Source organism: Streptomyces sp. NPDC049040 (genome assembly GCF_043197715.1).
In the GTDB taxonomy this organism is placed as follows: Bacteria; Actinomycetota; Actinomycetes; order Streptomycetales; family Streptomycetaceae; genus Actinacidiphila.
Genome location: NZ_JBICTO010000009.1, coordinates 76,545 through 94,321, shown reverse-complemented (window position 1 = coordinate 94,321; position 17,777 = coordinate 76,545). Strand labels below are relative to the sequence as shown.

The following is a 17,777-nucleotide window of genomic DNA, read 5'->3' as shown; positions in this document are numbered from 1 at the left end:
CAGGTTCACCTTCTCCCGGCGCCGCACCAGGACACGCGCGTCCCGGCGGCGGGGCGCGGCCTCACAGGGTGACCGTCGCCCAGATGCACTTGCCGCCCTCGGTGTAGCGCGTACCCCACCTGCTGGCGGTGACGGCGACGAGCTGGAGGCCGCGGCCGAACTCGTCGTCCAGGAGCGGGTGGCGCACCCGCGGGGTCGCCTGGGAGCCGTCGTAGACCTCGCAGGTCACCGAGGCGTCGCTCAGGTGGAGCAGGCGCACCCGCAGCCGGCCCGCGTCGTCCTCGCCGACGTCCGAACCGATGCCCACCGCGTGCCGCACCGCATTGCCGACGAGCTCGCTGACCACGAGCGTCGCGGTGTCGGTGAGCTCCCCGAGGCCCCACTCGGCGAGGCGTTCCGCCGCGAGGACCCGCCCGCGCCCGGCGGACTCCGGCGTCCACGGCAGGTCCCACGCGGCGATCCGCTCGTCGGGCACCCGCCCGAGGGCGAGCGCGAGCAGCACCGCGTCGTCCTGCCGCCGCGGATCCGACGGCAGCTGCTCGGTGATCGTGTCGCACAGCGTGTCGAGCCAGGGGGCGCGCCGGCCGATGTCGGCCGGCAGCGGGGCGGTGGCGGCGTAGCGGGTGAGGAGGTCGGTCAGTGGCGTCACGTCGCGCGCGGCGCTGTCGATGATGCCGTCGCTGTAGAGGACCAGGACGCTGCCCTCGGGCAGGATCGTCTCGGTGACCGGCGCCGGCACGTGGGCCTGCCCGAGCGGCTGCCCCGCGGACAGTTCTGCCTCGCGCGCCCTGGCGCCGGGCCGGACCAGGATCGGCGGCGGGTGCCCCGCGCCGGCGATCCGGCACTCGCCGGTGGTCGCGTCGTAGAGCACCAGCGTGCTCGTCGCGGTGATCGGGCCGAGGCGGGCCGCCACGTCGTTGAGGTGCGCCATGATCTCGTCGATCGGCAGGTCGAGCGCGGCCACGGTGAGCACCGCGTGCCGGAAGATTCCCATGGCGATCGACTGCTCAAGGCCGTGGCCCTTGACGTCGCCGATGACGGCGAGCGTGCGGCCTCCGGACAGCGGCACGGTGTCGTACCAGTCGCCGCCGACCTCCTCGCCCTCGGCGAGCCGGTAGCGGGACGCGCTGCGTACCGCGACGGTCTCCGGCAGGTCGCCGGGAAGCAGCTCCCGCTGGAGGCGTTCCGCCCGGCGCCTGGCCTCCTCGTAGAGCCTGGCGTTGTCCAGCGCCTGGGCGATGATCACGCCGACGGTGCCGACCACCGACCTGTCGTGCTCGTCGAACTCTCGCGGCGCGGGCCAGCTGATGATGCACGAGCCGACCCTGCGGTCCCCGACGATCAGCGGCAGGACGGCCCACGCGCCCTTTCCGCCGTGCCGCGCCAGCGGGGCGAGCAGCGGCCATTGCCGGTCGAATTCGGCGAGCGAGGAGAAGAACTGCGGCAGCTTCGTGTCGGTGGCGTTGGCGAGCCGCTGCGGCCAGCCGGGCGCCTTCAGCTCCGCACGGAAATCCTCCGTGTAGCCCGTGGCGGCGACCAGCTTCGGCACCGGCCCGGTCAGGTCGTGCACGATCAGGCCGGCCGCGGTGAAAAGCGGCAGGACGTGCTCGATGACAGCGGCGACGACGTCCTGGGTGTCGAGCGCCCGGATCAGCGCCTGGTTGAGCTCGGTCATCCGTCGGCTGCGCTCGCTGTCCGCCAGTTCAGCGGCCTTCTGCTCGGAGACGTCGGCCATCTGGGTGGCGACGAAGCCGCCGACCTCCACGGCGCGCACCCGCCAGGAGGCGAGCCGGCCGCTGGGCTCCTCGTAGTACGTCACCTCGGTGGTCACCGCGGCCCCCGGCACGGCACGTGCCTTGTCGAGCAGTTCCGGCACGCCCTGGCCCGCGAGTTTCGGGCGCATCTCCCACGGGACCTGGCCGATGATGTCGGCCCCCGAGCCGCCGCCGAGCGAGCGGGCGGCGTCGTTGGCCCAGACGACGCGGTTGTCCTCGGACAGCACGTGGATGGGGTCGGGGTGGCGCTCGATCAGGCCGACGAGCCAGGCGAGCTTGCTGCGGCGGGCCGTGACGTTCCAGGCGGTGCCCGACATGCGCACCGGCCGCCCGCTCTCGTCGTGCTCGAAGGCGGCCCGCAGTTCGAGCCAGCTGACGGCGCCCTCCGCGTCGAGTACGCGGTATTCGACCGCGTACGGGTTGCCGGTCGCACGGGACTCCTCGATGGACTCCTGCACGCCGGGCCGGTCGTCGGGGTGGATGCGCTCCATCCAGGACTCGACGCGATGGTCCCAGGTGTCGGGATCGAGGCCGGCCGCGGCGATCAGGCCTCCGGCGACCTCGTCGATGTCCAGCAGCCCGCTGTCGAGGTCCCAGCTCCAGGTCCCGACGCTGATCTGCTGCATCACGTGCTCGCGGTTCCTGTTCGGCTCCTGCCACCAGGGGGTGGTGCCGCTGCGCCACTGCCGTGCGCGTGGCAGCCGCTCGCTGACGACCCCGGCGAGCCGCGCCAGGAACTGCTCCCGCCCGGCGTCGGGGGCCGCGCCGACGAGGACGGACAGGGCGCCGATCGGTTCGCCGTTGACCAGGATCGGGGCGGCGAGTATCCCCCCGGGCAGCTCTTCTTCCGCCGGTGCCGGTTTCTCCCCTTCGGACGCTTCCGGCCACCGGGAGGACCAGGACATACGGACCTGCGTCACCGCCTCCGACGGAGCGGTGGCCGCCCTGGAGGACAGTCCGTCCCAGCGGTGGGCCACCGCGGCGGGCAGCCCGTTGACCGCCGCGAGCCGCAGCGAGCAGCCCACGGGGCCGCAGAGGTGGGCGAGCCCGCCGTAGCCGCCGAGCGCGGCCACCGCCTGCTGGAGTGCGAGCCGCAGCATGTCGCCCTCGCTCAGCCCCTCCGCGGTCCTGAGCAGACTGAGCCGTACAGCGTCCACCGGGTCCGTGCCCGGACCGCCCTGCGCGGCAGCCATCAACGAATCACCGCCTCAGCCTTCCTCCCCATTCTTGCGCCGATCGCCGAATCCGGCCGCTCGTCAGGCCGCGACCTGCACACCGTCACCCTCCGTGCCCGGTCCGATCCGCCGCCGCAGCCCGCTCAGCCGGCTGGGGGGCCGCCGCGTACTCCGCCGCGGTGATCGCGTAGACCCGGGTCGGTCGGCCGGAGCCGGCGGCGACCAGCTCGCGGTCCAAGCGCATGCCGAGCTTGTGCATGATGCGTTCCGAGGCGGTGTTGCCGGTCTGGACGATGCCCACGACGCGGTCCAGGCCGTTGCCGTGGAAGGCGCGGTGGAGGCAGGCGCGGGCGGCCTCGGTGGCGTAGCCGCGGCCCCAGTGGCGGCGGCCGAGGCGCCAGCCGATCTCGACGGCGGGCATCACCTCGGGGAGGAAGTGCGGGACGGACAGCCCGGTGAAGCCGGCCAGCTCGCCGGTGGCGCGGATCTCGACGGCGGACAGGCCGAAGCCCTCGGCCTCCCACAGCGCCTCCATCCTGGCGATCGCCGCCCGCGTCTGCTCCTCGTCCCAGGCGGAACCGTCGCGTATCCAGCGCATGACCTCGGGATCGGCGTTCAGCGCGGCCATCACCGGCAGGTCGCCGTCCCGCCAGCGCCGCAGGGTCAGCCGTTCGGTCTCCATGACGTCCATGGTCCGATCATGCCGCCGCCCGGGACCGGCCCCAAGGCCCGCGTCACGGCCCACCCCGGGGAGGCCGTATGACATCTGTCATGCGGAAGTCACGACCTCCTGCACTGCCGTACGCCGCCGCGGCCCGCGAAGCTGGCTGCATGACAGTGACAGCGACCACGAGTGGCGCGACGGGGCCGGCCGTGGACACGGGGGTGCCCGTCGTGGGGTTCACCGAGGTGGACAAGAGCTACGGCGCCGTGCGCGCCGTGGCGGATCTCAGCCTCGAACTGCACCCGGGGGAGACGGTGGCCCTGCTCGGGCCGAACGGGGCCGGCAAGTCCACGGCACTCGACCTGCTGCTCGGCCTGAAGAACGCGGACCGCGGGGCGGTGCGGGTCTTCGGGACGACGCCCGCGCAGGCCATCGCGGCAGGCCGGGTGGGGGCCATGCTCCAAAGCGGCGGCCTCATGGAGGAGGTGACCGTGAGGGAGCTGGTCGGGCTGGCGTGCGAGCTGCACCCGAAGGCGTATCCGCTGGACCAGGTGCTGGCCGCGGCGGACATCGCCGACATCGGGTCGCGCATGGTCAACAAGCTGTCCGGCGGCCAGGAGCAGCGGGTGCGGTTCGCGCTGGCGACCGCCGGGGCGAACGACCTGATCGTGCTGGACGAGCCGACCGTCGGGATGGACGTGAGTGCCCGGCAGGCGTTCTGGGCGACGATGCGCAGCCAGGTGGACGAGGGGCGGACCGTGCTGTTCGCCACCCACTACCTGGAGGAGGCCGACGCCATCGCGGACCGCGTCCTGGTGATGCACCAGGGCCGGCTGATCGCGGACGGCACCGCGGCGGAGATCAAGGCGCGGGCGGGGGCCCGGCGGATCACCTTCGACCTCGAAGGGCCGATCGACGAGGCCGCGCTGCGTGCGCTGCCGCACCTGGTCGGCCTGGAGGTCACCGGGCCGACGGTCCGTATCCGCTCAGACGACGCCGACGCGACGACCCACGCGGTCTACGGCCTCGGGCTGTACCCGCGCAACCTGGAGGTCGCCGGCCTCGGCCTCGAACAGGCCTTCCTGGCCATCACCGACGCGGCCACCGCCGCGAACGCGACCACCGCCGACGCGGGCGGCAGCAAGGCGGGCAAGCGATGAAGACCCTGGTCAGACTGGAAATCGTCCGCACCCTGCGGAATCGCAAATTCATGTTCTTCTCGGTGCTCTACCCGGGCCTGCTGTTCCTGATCATCACCGCGGGCGCCGACAAGACCAAGAAGCTCGACGGCGTGGACCTCACGGTGGTCGCCTACTACATGGTGGCGATGGCCGCCTTCGGTGCCATGACCGCGGTCCTGATGGGGAACGCGGAGCGCATCGCCCGCGAGCGTGAGAAGGGCTGGGTGCGGCAGCTGCGGCTCACCGCGCTGCCCGGCCGCGGCTACGTCATGGCGAAGATCGCCTCGGCCGCGACCGTCAGCCTGCCGTCGATCCTGATCGTGCTGGTGCTGGGCGCGGCCGTGAAGGGAGTGCGGCTGGACGCCTGGCAGTGGGCGGCGATCCTGGTCAGCATCTGGGCGGGCAGCATGGTCTTCGCCGCGCTCGGCGTCGCCATCGGCTACGTCGCCACCGCGGACGTGGCGCGGCCGATCTCGATGCTCTGCTACTTCGTGCTGGCGATGCTGGGCGGCCTGTGGGTGCCCTTCACCACCTTCCCGCACTGGCTCCAGACGCTGGCCGGCTACCTGCCGGGGCGGGCGTACGCGGCACTCGGGCAGTCCATCGAGTTCGGCGACGCCCCGCACGCCAAGGACATGGCGGTGCTGGTCTGCTACCTGGTGCTCTTCGCCGGTACGGCCGCGTGGCTCTACCGCAAGGACACCAGGAAGGCGTGAGGGAGCCCTCGTGAAGCGTGCGACCAGCGGGCAGCGGACGGGCGGCGGCGTCCTCGACGAGCAGTGGCCGCCTTGGCGGCAGGAGATCGAGGACGCCGACGACACCCCGATGGGCCGGGTCCCCGAGACCCGCAAGCAGGCGCTGGTCAAGCTGGCCTGGATCGGCATCTGGCTGCTCTACCTGGGCGCACCGGTCAGCGACCTGTGCGGGGGCCGGCACGCGCCGGCCGTCGTGGTCCTGGCCGCCCTGGGTCTGGCGGTCTTCGTCGTGGCCTACCTCGCGCTGGTCTTCCTGCGCACCAACGCGGAGGTGCGGCCCGCGCCCTGGGTCCACGAGGTGCTGGCCATGCAGACCGCCCTGTCCTTCGGGCTGTCCGCGACGCTCGGCAAGAGCTGGCTGGTGCTGTTCGTGTACGTGGCGGTGGCCTGCGGGGCGGCGCTGCCGGCCACGACGTCGCGCTGGGCGGTGCCGGCGGTGACCGCGCTGCTGGCCGTGACGGGGGCGTGGGTCGACACGCCGGGCGACCTCTACCCGGCGCTGGTGATCCCCGCGCTGCTCGGCGGCTTCGCGATGGTGGGCGTCAAGCAACTCGTCCACACCATGCGGGAGTTGCGCGAAGCGCGGCGGACCGTGGCGCAGCTGGCCGCCACCGAGGAGCGGCTGCGGCTGGCCCGCGACCTGCACGACCTGCTGGGGCACTCGCTGTCGCTGATCACGCTCAAGAGCGAGCTGGCGGGGCGGATGCTGCCCGGAAGGCCGGACGAGGCGGCGCAGCAGGTCGCCGACATCGAACGGGTCAGCCGGCAGGCCCTGGTGGACGTCCGGGAGGCCGTCAGCGGCTACCGCAGGCCGACGCTGGCCGGCGAGGTCGCGGCGGCCCGCGGGGCGCTCTCCTGCGCCGGGGTGTCCTTCCGGTCGCATGTCCCCGAACCGGTACCTGACCTCGGCACCTCCGCCGAGGGGGCGCTGGCCTGGGCGCTGCGGGAGGCCGTGACGAATGTCGTACGGCACAGCGGCGCCGCGCAGTGCGTCTGCGCGGTGACGGTGGACCGGGAGTCGGGGCTCGCGGTCCTGACCGTGTCCGACGACGGCAGCGGCCCCTCCGGCGCGCCCCGCGGCAACGGGCTCACCGGCCTCGCGGAGCGCCTCGCCCTCGCGGGCGGCACCCTCACGACGGCCCGCGCGGGCGACGGCGGCTTCACACTCACCGCCGCCGTCCCGCTCACCGCGGTCACCGTACGGTCGGCCTGACCGCACCCGCGGCCCGCGCCCTACGCGAGGTTGGGGAAGGTCACCGTACGGTCGGCCTTGTTCGTCGCGCTGAGCGCCTGGATCAGCACCTTGGCCACGTCCGCCGGGGTGACGGCCGTCTTGGTGCCGTCGGCCCGCTTCAGCAGGACGCTGTCGAAGGTCCCCCCGTAGAGCCCCTTGAGTGCCACGAGGTCGATGTGCGGGGCGAGCTTGCCGTCGGCGGTGGCCTGCATCGTGAGGAACTTCGGCAGCGAGGTGTTGAAGGAGATCTTGTGCACTCCCGCGTACACCGTCGCCTTGCCCGACATCGCGGTCTTGCCGAAGCCGTTGACGGCGCTGTCGAGTTCGGCCTGCGAGACCTTGGGCGGCGCCGTCGTGGCGTTGAGCGCCACCGGGGTGTCGGTGCCGGTCTCCGCACGGGTGCGGTAGGCCGCCTCGACCTGGGCGGTCGCGGCGACCACGTCGAGGGTCTGGCGCGGCTTGCCCGGCACCGGGATCGCCTTGCCGTCCTCGAAGCGGACCATCGCGTCGGTGCCCCGGCTGCCGCCGGCCAGCGCCTGGAGCGCGACCTTGAGCTTGTCCTCGTCGACGACGAAGACCGGGTCGGTGGTGCGGCTGCTGCCGAACAGCGAGCCGATCACCGAGATCGGGTTGTAGTCGGAGTGCGCGACCGCGGCCACGGTGGCGTCGGTGTCGATCGACAGTCCCGCCACCGACGGCTTGAGGCTCTGCTTCTTGCCGCCGATGGTGAGCGGGATGGGCGCGGTCGCCCGGTCGCCGAGCGCGCTGTCGAGCATCTTGACGGCCGCGTCGCGGTTCTGGTTGCCGATGTCCACGCCGAGCACGGTCGTGCCCTTGGGGACGTCCGCGTGATTCATCAGCAGGCCGGCCCCGTAGCCGACGACCAGCACGACGCAGACCAGGACGGCGAGCATCACCGGCTTGGAGCGGCCCTTCTTCGCCGGCTTGGCCGCGGCGGGAGCCGCCGCCGCGGGCGCGGTACGGGCAGGCGCCGGTGCGGGGGCCGCGCTGCGCGGCGCCGGCTGCCGGGCCGGCCGCGACTCGCCGGAGGGCACCGCGGGGATGCCGCTGACCAGGGTGTCGCCCGACACCTGGCTGTTCCCGCCGCGGGGGCCTGGGGTGGGCGGGCGGAAGCCGTTGGGGCCGGTGGGCGGCTGGGCCGCTTCCTGCGACATCGGCGGGATGTCCACCGAGCCGGTGGCGGGACCCGAGGTCGGGCCGCTGGGCGTGCCCAGGGGGTCCTCGGCCTCGCGGAAGGACCGCTCGTTGGGACGCGGCACCCCGGGCGGGAAGTCGTCGGTGCCGAAGGGCTGCGACCCGGTGTCGTACGGCGAGCGGGCGTCGTCACCCGCGGGCGCGCCACCGCTGCGGTACGGCGGCCGGCCCTCGCCCACGACGGGCATCGCACCGCTGTCGTACCCCGGACGGTCCTCCCCCACGACGGGCATCGCACCGCTGTCGTACGCCGAGCGGACCTCGTCCGCGGCGGGCGCCCCGGTCGTGCCGTACGGCGGCGCGCCGTCCGTGATCGGCGGCATCGCGGCGGTGTCGAAGGGCGAACCCGCCCCGAACGGCGGCGCCTGCGACCCGGCCGGCGGCAGGCCGCCGGTGTCGAAGGGCGAACCGGCGCCGAACGGCGGCGCCTCGGAGGCGAAGGGGGTGGCGAAGCCGCCCGCCGGGGTGTCGTGCGACCCGCGGGCCGCCTCGCCCTCGCCGGGCGCACCGCCGACCGGCGGCGGCAGATACGGCGTGCCCGTGTCCTGCCCGGCCCCGAAGGGCGGAGGCGCGCCCGCACCGGGGTTGCGGATCGGCAGCGGCGCCGCGCCGGTCTGCTCGTCGCGCCCGAAGGGCGAGGCGGGCGCACCACCGGGCAGCGGCATGCCGCCCGTCGACTGGTCCTGCCCGAAGGACGGCTGCTCCTGCCCGAAGGGCGGTGCGGCCGGCGGCGCCGCCTTGCGCGGGGCGAACCAGTCGCTGGTCTTCTCCGGCTCCGGCTCGGCCGGCGCCTCGGCCTCGACGGCGGGCGCGGCCTGCGCGGCGTTCTCTGCGGCGGCCGGCGGCTCGTCGACCGTGGTGCGGACCACGACCGGCGGGATCGGGCGGGAGCCCGGGATGTTGATGCGGATCCGGGTCGTCAGCGTCGTCTCGGTCCGCGGCTCGTCCGCGGCGGGCGCCGTGTCCTCCGGCGCCGTGTCCTGGGTGCCCTGGCCGTCGTCCTGCGCCCCCTGCGGCCGCGTCCGCTCCTGCGGGTGCAGCGACGGGAAGGGTCGGCTGCCGTACGGCGGGGTCCCCGAGGGGTACGCGGCGCCGCCGCGGCCCTGGGGGTCGGAGGACGGTCTGTCTGTTTCACGAGTCAAAGCAGGCTCTCCCGGTTAGCTTCGCCGCCCGACACTGTTCTCCGTTTGCGGCTCGCCGGCGGGCCCCACCATACCGACCTGCCGGAGACCGCGGCCGTGGTCGGCCGGAACGCTCGCGCTCAGCCAACCACGTGCTCGCCCCTGCCCGCCAAGTCAGGCGGTATTCGCCCCGGATGAGGTCAGTTGGGGCACAGTGGCGCAGATCACCGCAGCGAGGGCGCCGCCGAGAAGGTAGAGATACGCACCGGCGCCCGCCGCGAAGAGGAAGTCGCCCTCCGGTCGCGTGGAGCTGAGCAGCAGGACGGAGATCAGCCAGAAGCCCGCGGGCACCACGACGCCGACCCGGCTGCCGGTGGCCCTGAGACCGCCGTAGAAGAGGGCCGCGCAGCCCCCGAGGGCCAGCAGCAGGCCGCCGGGGAACAGGCCTGCCTGGACGAGCGCCCCGGCGAGCGCCACGACCGCGCCGAGGACGGCGAGGGCGACATAGCCGAGGATGCGGCCGAGGGTGATCGGGGTGGTCACGACGCGCTCCCGTCGGCGGCACCGGCGCCGGCGAGCGTGCCGGCTTCCGGGCCGGGGTCGAAGAGGTCGTCCGCCATGGCGCCGGGACGGGCGCCGGCGAGCGCGTCGCCGCGCACCTGCCGGTAGCACTCGGAGGCGGAGAACGGCTGCCCGAGGTCGTTGGACAGTGCGAAGAACGGGCCGTCCACGGCGATCTGGGTGGCGTGCGCGCGCATCGCGGAGATCTTGCGGTCGGTGTACGCGCTGCCGTCGATCGAGACGGTGACCAGCTCGTCGTCGATCACGCCCGGCACGTCGTCGGGGGTGGCGACGCCCGCGAATGGGAAGTCCTCGCCGGCCGCCGCGAGCCGGGCGAAGCCCTCCTCCACGGCCGAGCGGGGGGTGCAGATCTCGAAGACCCGGTCGACCCGGTGGCCCTGGCCTGCGGCCAGCTCGTAGCCGCGCAGGGCCACCCGGTGGGCCTGGATGTGGTCGGGGTGGCCGTAGCCGCCGTTGTCGTCGTAGGTGACCAGCGCCTGCGGGCGTACGTCCATGATGACCTCGGCCAGCAGGCCGGCCGCCTCATCAAGGTCGGCCTGCCAGAAGCAGCCTGGCACCTCGTTCTGGGCGACGCCCATCATCCCGGAGTCGCGGTAGCGGCCGGGGCCGCCGAGGAAGCGGTGGTCGCTGACGCCCAGCTCCGACATCGCCGCCGCCAGCTCGCCGATCCGGTACTCGCCAAGGGTGTCGTCCCGGTCGGCCGCCAGGTGCGCGAGCTCCGGCGGGATGACCTCGCCCTCCTCGCCGAGGGTGCAGGTGACGAGGGTGACGAGGGCACCTTCCGCCGCGTACTTCGCCATGGTGGCGCCGTTGTTGATCGTCTCGTCGTCCGGGTGGGCGTGGACGAGCAGCAGCCGGCGCGCGGGACGTGCGGACGGGGTGGGTCGGTCGGTCATGGGCGAAAGCCTACGGCCCCCGCCCGAGGCGCTCAGAACTTGATGTCGGAGATCATTCCCGCGACGTTGTTGGTGAGGTCGGTGATCTGTGGTGCCCAGGACGAACTCGCCAGGTAGAAGCCCAGCAGCGTGCAAGCGATGGCATGCCCGGTCTTCAGCCCGGACCTGCGGATCAGCAGGACAACGACGATCAGCAGCAGCAGCACCGCCGAAATCGAGAGTGCCACAGCGGCTCACCTCCAGGTACGCAGGGTTCATGTCAGTTGCCACATGCTTATTACCCACCCACGGCAACGGATCATAACTTTCCGTGCCACCGCATATGTCGGAGCACGGAAGCACGCGGGGGCGCATGACCAGATCCGGCCACCGGCGGCTCAGGGCGCGATTTCGACGGCTGGCGCAGCGCCGCTGGTCGGGGGGCCCGCGGGGCCATCCGGCGGTAATCCGGAGGCGGTTGTCAGCGGTACCCCCTACTGTCGCGGGTATGGCGTACCTCTCATTCCCGCGGCAGCACGCACGAACGCAGCGGTTCACCCTCGGGGCACCGCGGTCCTTCGCCGTCGCGCCCGGGGGCGAGCGGGTGGTCTTCCTGCGGTCGCGGTCCGGCACGGACACCGCCCAGCTGCTGTGGGTGCTGGACCTGCCGGAGGGCGAGGGGGCCGCGGACGAGCGTGTGGCGGCCGACCCCGCGGTGCTGCTCGGCGGCTCGCGGGAGGACCTGTCGGCGGCCGAGCGGGCCCGCAGGGAGCGCAGCAGGGAGGGCTCCGCGGGGGTGGTCTCCTACGCGGTGGACGGGGCCGTGAAGCTCGCCGCCTTCGCGCTGTCCGGGCGGCTGTTCACCGCCGGTCTCGCGCCTGGGGGCGCCGTACGCGAGCTTGCGGTGCCGGGTCCCGTGGTGGACCCTCGGCCCTCGCCCGACGGGCGGTGGGTGGCCTACGCGGCCGCAGGCGGGCTGCGGGCGACAGCGGCGGACGGCAGCGAGGACTTCCCGCTCGCCGAGCCGGACGGCGAGCAGGTGACCTGGGGCCTCGCGGAGTTCATCGCGGCCGAGGAGATGGGGCGCTCGCGCGGTTTCTGGTGGGCGCCGGACAGCTCCGCGGTGCTGGCCGCCAGGGTCGACGAGTCGGCGGTGCAGCGGCGCTGGATCTCCGAGCCCGCGCACCCCGACCACGCCCCGGTGGCGGTGGCCTACCCGGCGGCCGGCACGGCCAACGCGGAGGTCTCGCTCGCGCTGCTCGGCCTCGACGGCAGCCGGCTCGACGTGACGTGGGACCGGGAGCACTTCCCGTATCTGGCGGCGGTGCACTGGACGGCCGCGGGGCCGCCGGTGCTGCTGGTCCAGGCGAGGGACCAGCGCACCCAGCGCTACCTCACGGTGGACCCCGCGACGGGTGCGACCAGCACCGCGGTCGTCGAGGAAGATCGAATTTGGCTTGATCTTTTCCCCGGCGTGCCGGCTCTCCGGCCCGACGGGACGCTGCTGCGGATCACCGATGTGGACGGTGTCCGGGTGCTGATGGCCGGTGACCGCGCGCTCACCGGGGGCGAGTTGCACGTCCGCGGAGTGCTCGACGCGGGCGGCGAGGACATCCTGGTCAGCGCGTCCGCGGGGCCCGAGGCCGGCGATCCCGAGACCGGGCAGATCCATGTCCACCGGGTGACGGCGGAGGGTCCGGTCCGCGTCACCCGCGAGCCCGGCGTGCACTCCGCGGTGCGGGCCGGCTCGGTCACCGTCCTGGTGTCCGCGGTGCCCGACAGGCCCGGCGCGACGGTCCGGGTGCTGCGCTCGGGGCGTGAGGTCACCGAGGTCGCTTCGTACGCCGAGACGCCCTCGATCACCGCCCGGGTGCGCTTCGCCGAGGCCGGCGAGCGGCGGATCCCGTGCGCGGTGCTGCTGCCCACCGGCTACGACGAGGGCGACGGTCCGCTGCCGGTGCTGATGGACCCCTACGGCGGTCCGCACGGCCCGCGCGTGCTGGCCGCGCACAACCCCCACCTGGTCTCGCAGTGGTTCGCCGACCAGGGCTTCGCGGTGGTCGTGGCGGACGGCCGGGGGACGCCGTGGCGGTCGCCCGAGTGGGAGAAGGGCATCTCCGGCGGCCGGCTGGCCGAGGTGGTCCTCCAGGACCAGGTCGACGCCCTGCGCGCGCTGGCGAAGGACTTCCCGCTCGACCTCGACCGGGTCGGGATCCGCGGCTGGTCCTTCGGCGGCACCCTCGCCGCGCTCGCGGTGCTGCGGCGGCCCGATGTCTTCCACGCGGGTGTCGCCGGCGCGCCGCTGACGGACCAGCGGTTGTACGACACGCACTACACCGAGCGCTATCTCGGGCTCCCCTCGGAGCAGGCCGCCGCCTACGACCTCAACTCGGTCGTCACCGCGGACGGGATCCCCCAACTCGCCGAGCCCGCACGGCCTTTGATGATCATTCACGGGTTCGCGGACGACAACGTCCTGGTGGCGAACACCCTCCGCCTCTCGACGGCCCTCCTCGCGGCCGGCCGTCCGCACGAGGTGCTGCCCCTCTCGGGCGGCATCACCCACATGACCCCCCAGGAGCAGGTCGCCGAGAACCTGCTGCTGCTCCAGGTGGCCTTCCTCCGCCGCTCGCTCGCCGCGGAGGCGTGAACCCCGTCCGAGGCGGGGCCGCTTGCCCCGCCCGGCCGCACTCCGACGCCGGCAATCTGACGCCCGCGCCCTGACGCCCGCGCCCTGACGCCCGCGCCCTGACCGCCGCGCCCGCCCGCCCTTCCGGCCGGCCGGCGCGGCTTCGCGCGTGATCGACCGCGCGACTCCTCGCGCAACCGGTCGCACGGCTCCCCCGCGCGACCGGCAGGCGCGGCTTCCCCCTGCGATTCCTCCGCCCCTTGGGAAACTCCCGCCCTCCGGGCGTACGGAGGGGAGGACCGCGGGTTCGTATATCGGTCAGACGACAGTCAAGTTGCCCCCGTGTTAACGCGATTCGTCCGGACAAGTCCGACAAGCCTCCTCCCAGGGACGGCTGTCAAGCACATCCGGAAGACGATCTGCTCAATCTTCGCTCAAGAAGCGGACGATCACGCTTTCTTCCCAACGCACCCTCTTGACTGGCAGTTGCTTTCATTGCGACAGTCCGGGCAACTCGCGACGCGCCAACCCGTCGCGCCGTCCCAACCAGCAGCGGGGGCAATCGCGATGACGAGTTCCACCGAGACCACGCTCTCCGGTCCGCCCGGCGAGCCGGACGAGATCGCCGCGACCACTCCCGGGGTGGCCGCGGAACTGGTCGGGCGGTCACCCGGCCAGCTGATGTGGAGGCGGTTCAAACGGGACCGCACCGGGGTCGTGTCGGCCTGCGTCGTCGGGTTCTTCTTCGTCATCGCGATCCTCGCGCCGCTCATCGCCAAGCTGTACGGCAAGGATCCGTACACGCTCTACGGGCAGAACGAGCCGGGCCTGCTCAACGACTTCGGCTATCCGATCGCCCCGAACGGCGGCGTCAGCGGGCGCTTCTGGTTCGGCATCGAGCCGAACCTCGGGCGGGACGTCTTCACGCAGCTGGTCTACGGCATCCGCACCTCGCTGAGCATCGCGGTGGCGGTGACGATCGCGGTGACCGTGACCGCGATCCTGCTGGGCATCTCGGCGGGTTACCTCGGCGGCAAGGTGGACTACGTGATCGGCCGGGTCACCGACCTGCTGATGGCCTTCCCCGCGCAGCTGTTCTTCGTCGCCGTCATGCCGGTGGTCACCGCCGTCTTCGTGAGCCCGGTCGACGAGACACCGACGTACCTGCGGGTGGTGGCACTGATCACGGTGCAGTGGTTCCTCGGCTGGATGGGCCTGTCCCGGCTGCTGCGCGGCCAGGTGCTGAGCCTGCGGGAACGGGAGTTCATCGAGGCGGCCCGGGTCACCGGTGCGTCGTCGTGGCGCATCGTCCGCCGCGAGCTGCTGCCGAACCTCGTCACGCCGATTCTGGTGCAGAGCACGCTGATGCTGCCGACCTTCGTGACCGCGGAAGCGGGGCTGTCGTTCCTCGGCGTCGGGCTGGTGGAGCCGACTCCCGACTGGGGACGGATGTTCGCCCGCGGTGCCGAGGTCTACCAGAACGACATCACGTACATGTTCTTCCCCGGCATCGCGATGGTGGTCTTCATCGTCGCCTTCAACCTGCTCGGGGACTCGGTCCGGGACGCATTCGACCCGAAGGCCGCACGTTAGCGACACCGTTGTGGGGGCGGCGTCGCCCCGCACCGGGCCGATTCAGGCAGCTCACAGCATCAACGGACAGGGGTGCAACAACCGATATGAGACTCTACGTGCGTAGAACCCGGGCCGCTTTGGTGGCGGTCGCCGCCGGCGCGCTGGTCCTGACCGCATGCAGCAGTGGCGGGGGCGGGGGCGGCAAGACCACCGAGAACAAGGACGCCAGGGCGAAGCAGAGCAAGAGCGCCCAGCAGCTGGCGTCGCAGATCACCTTCGGTGACGACGCCGCATCGAAGGGTCCGGCCGAGCCCGTGCCGGGCGCGGTGAGCGGCGGCACGATGAACGTGCTGGAGCGCGACAGCTACACCCACCTGGACCCGGCACAGATCTACGTGTCGAACGAGGGCCAGCTGGCGACCCTGATCCACCGCGGCCTGACGACGTACAAGCTGGACAACAAGGGCAACTACACCGTGGTCGGCGACCTCGCCACCAACAGCGGTGAGCAGTCCGACGGCGGCAAGACCTGGACGTACCACCTCAAGGACGGCATCAAGTTCCAGGACGGTACGCCGATCACGTCCAAGGACATCCGCTGGTCCGTGGAGCGCACGTTCGCCCCGTTCGCGACCAACGGCCCGGTCTACCTCCAGCAGTGGCTGGCCAACGTCACCGGCACCGACTACCGCAAGCTGCTGCCGAACGGCCCGTACAAGGGCACCCACCTGCCGGACACCCTGCTGTCGACGCCGGACGCGAAGACGGTCGTCTTCCACTTCCCGAAGGCGCAGACCGACACCCCCTACCTGTTCGCGATGCCCGGCTACGCGGTGGTGGACTCCGCGAAGGACACCCAGCTCAAGTACGACAAGGCGCCGGTCGCCTCGGGTCCCTACATGATCAAGAACTTCGACCAGGGCAAGTCGATGACCCTGGTGAAGAACCCGAACTGGGACCCGAACACCGACTCGGCCCGGCACCAGTACGTGGACTCCTTCGCGATCACGTTCAACCACCAGAACGAGGACTCCACCAAGCGGCTGATGTCCGACTCGGGTGAGAACCAGACCTCGGTGAGCTTCGACAACACCGTCGACACCGACAACACCCCGACCGTGGTGGGCACTCCGGCGATCTACAAGCGGACGGTGGCCGGCTACCAGCCCTTCGTCGGCCAGATCGACTTCAACATGAGCAAGCTCACCGACATCAACGTCCGCAAGGCGCTGGCGCTGGCGATCCCGACCAAGTCCGTCTACCAGGCGCTCGGCGCGTCCTACGGCGCCGAGTACGCGGGCGGCTTCATCAGCCCCGCGCTGGCCGGCTACCAGAAGGCCGACCCGCTGGGCAAGGTCGCCAACCCCAACGGCGACCAGGTCGCGGCCAAGAAGATCCTCACCGACGCGGGCAAGCTGAACACCAAGATCACCTACGCGTACGCCAACAGCTCGGCGGGCCAGCAGTACTCGGTGGCCATCGCCGCCGCCCTCAAGACCGCGGGCTTCGACGTGCAGCGCAAGGAGCTTCCCGCCGACACCTACTACGACCTGGTCGGCAAGGTCGACAACCCGTACGACATGTACGCGCAGGCGTGGGGCTCCGACTGGCCCAGCGCGCTGACGGTGATCCCGCCGGTCTTCGACGGCCGGACGATCGCCGACCAGGCGCCCAACTACTCGCACGTCAACGACCCGCACATCAACAGCGAGATCGACCGGATCTCGGCGCTGACCGACCCCAAGCAGGCGCAGGACGCCTGGTTCGCGCTGAACACCTACATCGAGACCAAGGTCATCCCGGCCGTCCCGACCGTCTACTACAAGGAGCTGCAGCTGTTCGGCTCCAAGATCGGCGGTGCCGTGTACAACAACATGTCCGCCGGCATCGACGCCACCAAGCTCTACCTCAAGCCGTAACCGTCGGCGCACCTTCCCGTGGGGCCGGACACCGTCCGGCCCCACGGGGGCGCCCGCCGGCCCCACCACCGCCGCCGTCCTCAGAGAGCTGCGACCGCCATGCTTCGATTCCTCGTCCGCCGGACGCTCGGCGCTGTGGTCATCCTGTTGTTCATCAGCGCCTTCACGTTCTTCCTGTTCTTCGCGATCCCCCACGACCCGGCGCTGCTGTCCTGCGGTAAGAACTGCACACCGGACAACCTCAAGATCATCCACCACAACCTGGGCCTCGACCACCCGGTGCCGGTGCAGTACTACGACTACATGGTGCGGATCTTCACCGGCCACCGGTTCACCGCCGGCAACTGCCCCGCGCCCTGCTTCGGGTACTCCTTCGCCAACAGCGAGCCGGTCTGGCCGACCCTGATGGACCGGCTGCCCACGACCCTGTCGCTCGCGCTCGGCTCGATGGTGGTCTTCCTGCTCTTCGGCCTCGGCACCGGCATGCTCGCCGCCTGGAAGCGCGGCACGGTCGTCGACAAGGTCTTCAGCTCCGCGTCGCTGGTCCTCAGCTCGATGCAGATCTACTTCGTCGGCCCGATCGTGCTGGCGCTGCTGGTCTACAACAACCACATCCTCGACCAGCCCAAGTACACGCCGATCACCGAGAACGCGCTGTCCTGGTTCAACGGGCTGCTCATCCCGTGGTGCGTGCTGTCGATCCTGTTCACCGCGAACTACACCCGTATGTCGCGCTCGACGATGATCGAGCAGTTGCAGGAGGAGCACGTCCGCACCGCCCGCGCCAAGGGCATGTCCAGCCGGTATGTCTTCTTCCGCTACGCCTGGCGCGGATCGCTGATCCCGATCATCACCATCCTCGGCATCGACCTCGGGTCGCTGCTGGGCGGCGCGATGATCACCGAGTGGACCTTCCAGCTCACCGGGCTCGGGCGGCTCGCGATCGACTCGGTGACCAAGACGGACCTGCCCATGCTGATGGGCGTGATGCTCTTCAGCGCCGCCCTGATCGTCCTGTTCAACATCATCGTGGACGCCGCCTACGCGTTCATCGACCCGCGCGTGCGGCTGTCCTAG

The 17,777-nt window shown here is 72.1% G+C and carries 13 protein-coding genes; 7 read left to right on the top strand and 6 right to left on the bottom strand.

The window, feature by feature from the left end; all coding sequences use genetic code 11:
• Window positions 1-61: 61 nt before the first annotated feature.
• Window positions 62-2,968 (bottom strand): SpoIIE family protein phosphatase, encoded by a 2,907-nt coding sequence (locus ACGFMP_RS22930; RefSeq protein WP_393674766.1) that lies wholly within the window; start codon window positions 2,966-2,968, stop codon window positions 62-64.
• A gap of 85 nt (window positions 2,969-3,053) precedes the next feature.
• Complete coding sequence (locus ACGFMP_RS22925) at window positions 3,054-3,641, bottom strand: GNAT family N-acetyltransferase (protein ID WP_393674764.1); 588 nt, start codon at window positions 3,639-3,641, stop codon at window positions 3,054-3,056.
• A gap of 140 nt (window positions 3,642-3,781) precedes the next feature.
• On the opposite strand from ACGFMP_RS22925, the gene ACGFMP_RS22920 reads away from it, so the two are divergent.
• The 3 genes from ACGFMP_RS22920 (at window position 3,782) to ACGFMP_RS22910 (ending at window position 6,763) form a co-directional block, all read left to right on the top strand.
• Window positions 3,782-4,774, top strand: a complete 993-nt coding sequence (locus tag ACGFMP_RS22920; protein ID WP_393674763.1) for an ABC transporter ATP-binding protein — start codon at window positions 3,782-3,784, stop codon at window positions 4,772-4,774.
• Window positions 4,771-5,511 (top strand): ABC transporter permease, encoded by a 741-nt coding sequence (locus tag ACGFMP_RS22915; protein WP_393674761.1) that lies wholly within the window; start codon window positions 4,771-4,773, stop codon window positions 5,509-5,511. Before ACGFMP_RS22920 ends, ACGFMP_RS22915 begins: the two co-directional genes overlap by 4 nt.
• Window positions 5,512-5,620: 109 nt before the next feature.
• Complete coding sequence (locus tag ACGFMP_RS22910) at window positions 5,621-6,763, top strand: sensor histidine kinase (RefSeq protein WP_393674979.1); 1,143 nt, start codon at window positions 5,621-5,623, stop codon at window positions 6,761-6,763.
• A 20-nt stretch (window positions 6,764-6,783) separates the two neighbouring features.
• Here ACGFMP_RS22910 and ACGFMP_RS22905 read toward each other — a convergent pair whose 3' ends face one another.
• The 4 genes from ACGFMP_RS22905 to ACGFMP_RS22890 all read right to left on the bottom strand — a co-directional run bounded on the left by ACGFMP_RS22905 (window position 6,784) and on the right by ACGFMP_RS22890 (window position 10,825).
• A complete protein-coding gene (locus tag ACGFMP_RS22905; RefSeq protein ID WP_393674759.1) occupies window positions 6,784-9,141 on the bottom strand; it encodes a hypothetical protein in 2,358 nt (785 codons plus the stop codon).
• Between the two features lie 153 nt (window positions 9,142-9,294).
• Window positions 9,295-9,663, bottom strand: a complete 369-nt coding sequence (locus ACGFMP_RS22900; RefSeq protein ID WP_393674757.1) for a DUF6113 family protein — start codon at window positions 9,661-9,663, stop codon at window positions 9,295-9,297.
• A complete protein-coding gene (gene mshB / locus ACGFMP_RS22895) occupies window positions 9,660-10,598 on the bottom strand; it encodes an N-acetyl-1-D-myo-inositol-2-amino-2-deoxy-alpha-D-glucopyranoside deacetylase (protein ID WP_393674755.1) in 939 nt (312 codons plus the stop codon). The genes ACGFMP_RS22900 and mshB overlap by 4 nt, the downstream gene beginning before the upstream one ends.
• A gap of 32 nt (window positions 10,599-10,630) precedes the next feature.
• Entirely contained in the window at window positions 10,631-10,825 is a 195-nt protein-coding gene (locus ACGFMP_RS22890) for a hypothetical protein (RefSeq protein WP_329175053.1), read from the bottom strand.
• A 260-nt stretch (window positions 10,826-11,085) separates the two neighbouring features.
• Between ACGFMP_RS22890 and ACGFMP_RS22885 the strand changes: the two genes are divergently transcribed.
• The 4 genes from ACGFMP_RS22885 (at window position 11,086) to ACGFMP_RS22870 (ending at window position 17,777) form a co-directional block, all read left to right on the top strand.
• Window positions 11,086-13,227, top strand: coding sequence for a prolyl oligopeptidase family serine peptidase (locus tag ACGFMP_RS22885; protein WP_393674753.1), 2,142 nt, complete (start codon window positions 11,086-11,088; stop codon window positions 13,225-13,227).
• Window positions 13,228-13,773: 546 nt separating this feature from the next.
• The gene (locus tag ACGFMP_RS22880) at window positions 13,774-14,799 is read left to right on the top strand and encodes an ABC transporter permease (RefSeq protein ID WP_393674751.1); all 1,026 of its coding nucleotides are present in this window, start codon (window positions 13,774-13,776) and stop codon (window positions 14,797-14,799) included.
• An 86-nt stretch (window positions 14,800-14,885) separates the two neighbouring features.
• The gene (locus ACGFMP_RS22875; RefSeq protein ID WP_393674749.1) at window positions 14,886-16,700 is read left to right on the top strand and encodes an ABC transporter substrate-binding protein; all 1,815 of its coding nucleotides are present in this window, start codon (window positions 14,886-14,888) and stop codon (window positions 16,698-16,700) included.
• Window positions 16,701-16,799: 99 nt separating this feature from the next.
• Window positions 16,800-17,777 (top strand): ABC transporter permease, encoded by a 978-nt coding sequence (locus ACGFMP_RS22870; RefSeq protein ID WP_393674747.1) that lies wholly within the window; start codon window positions 16,800-16,802, stop codon window positions 17,775-17,777.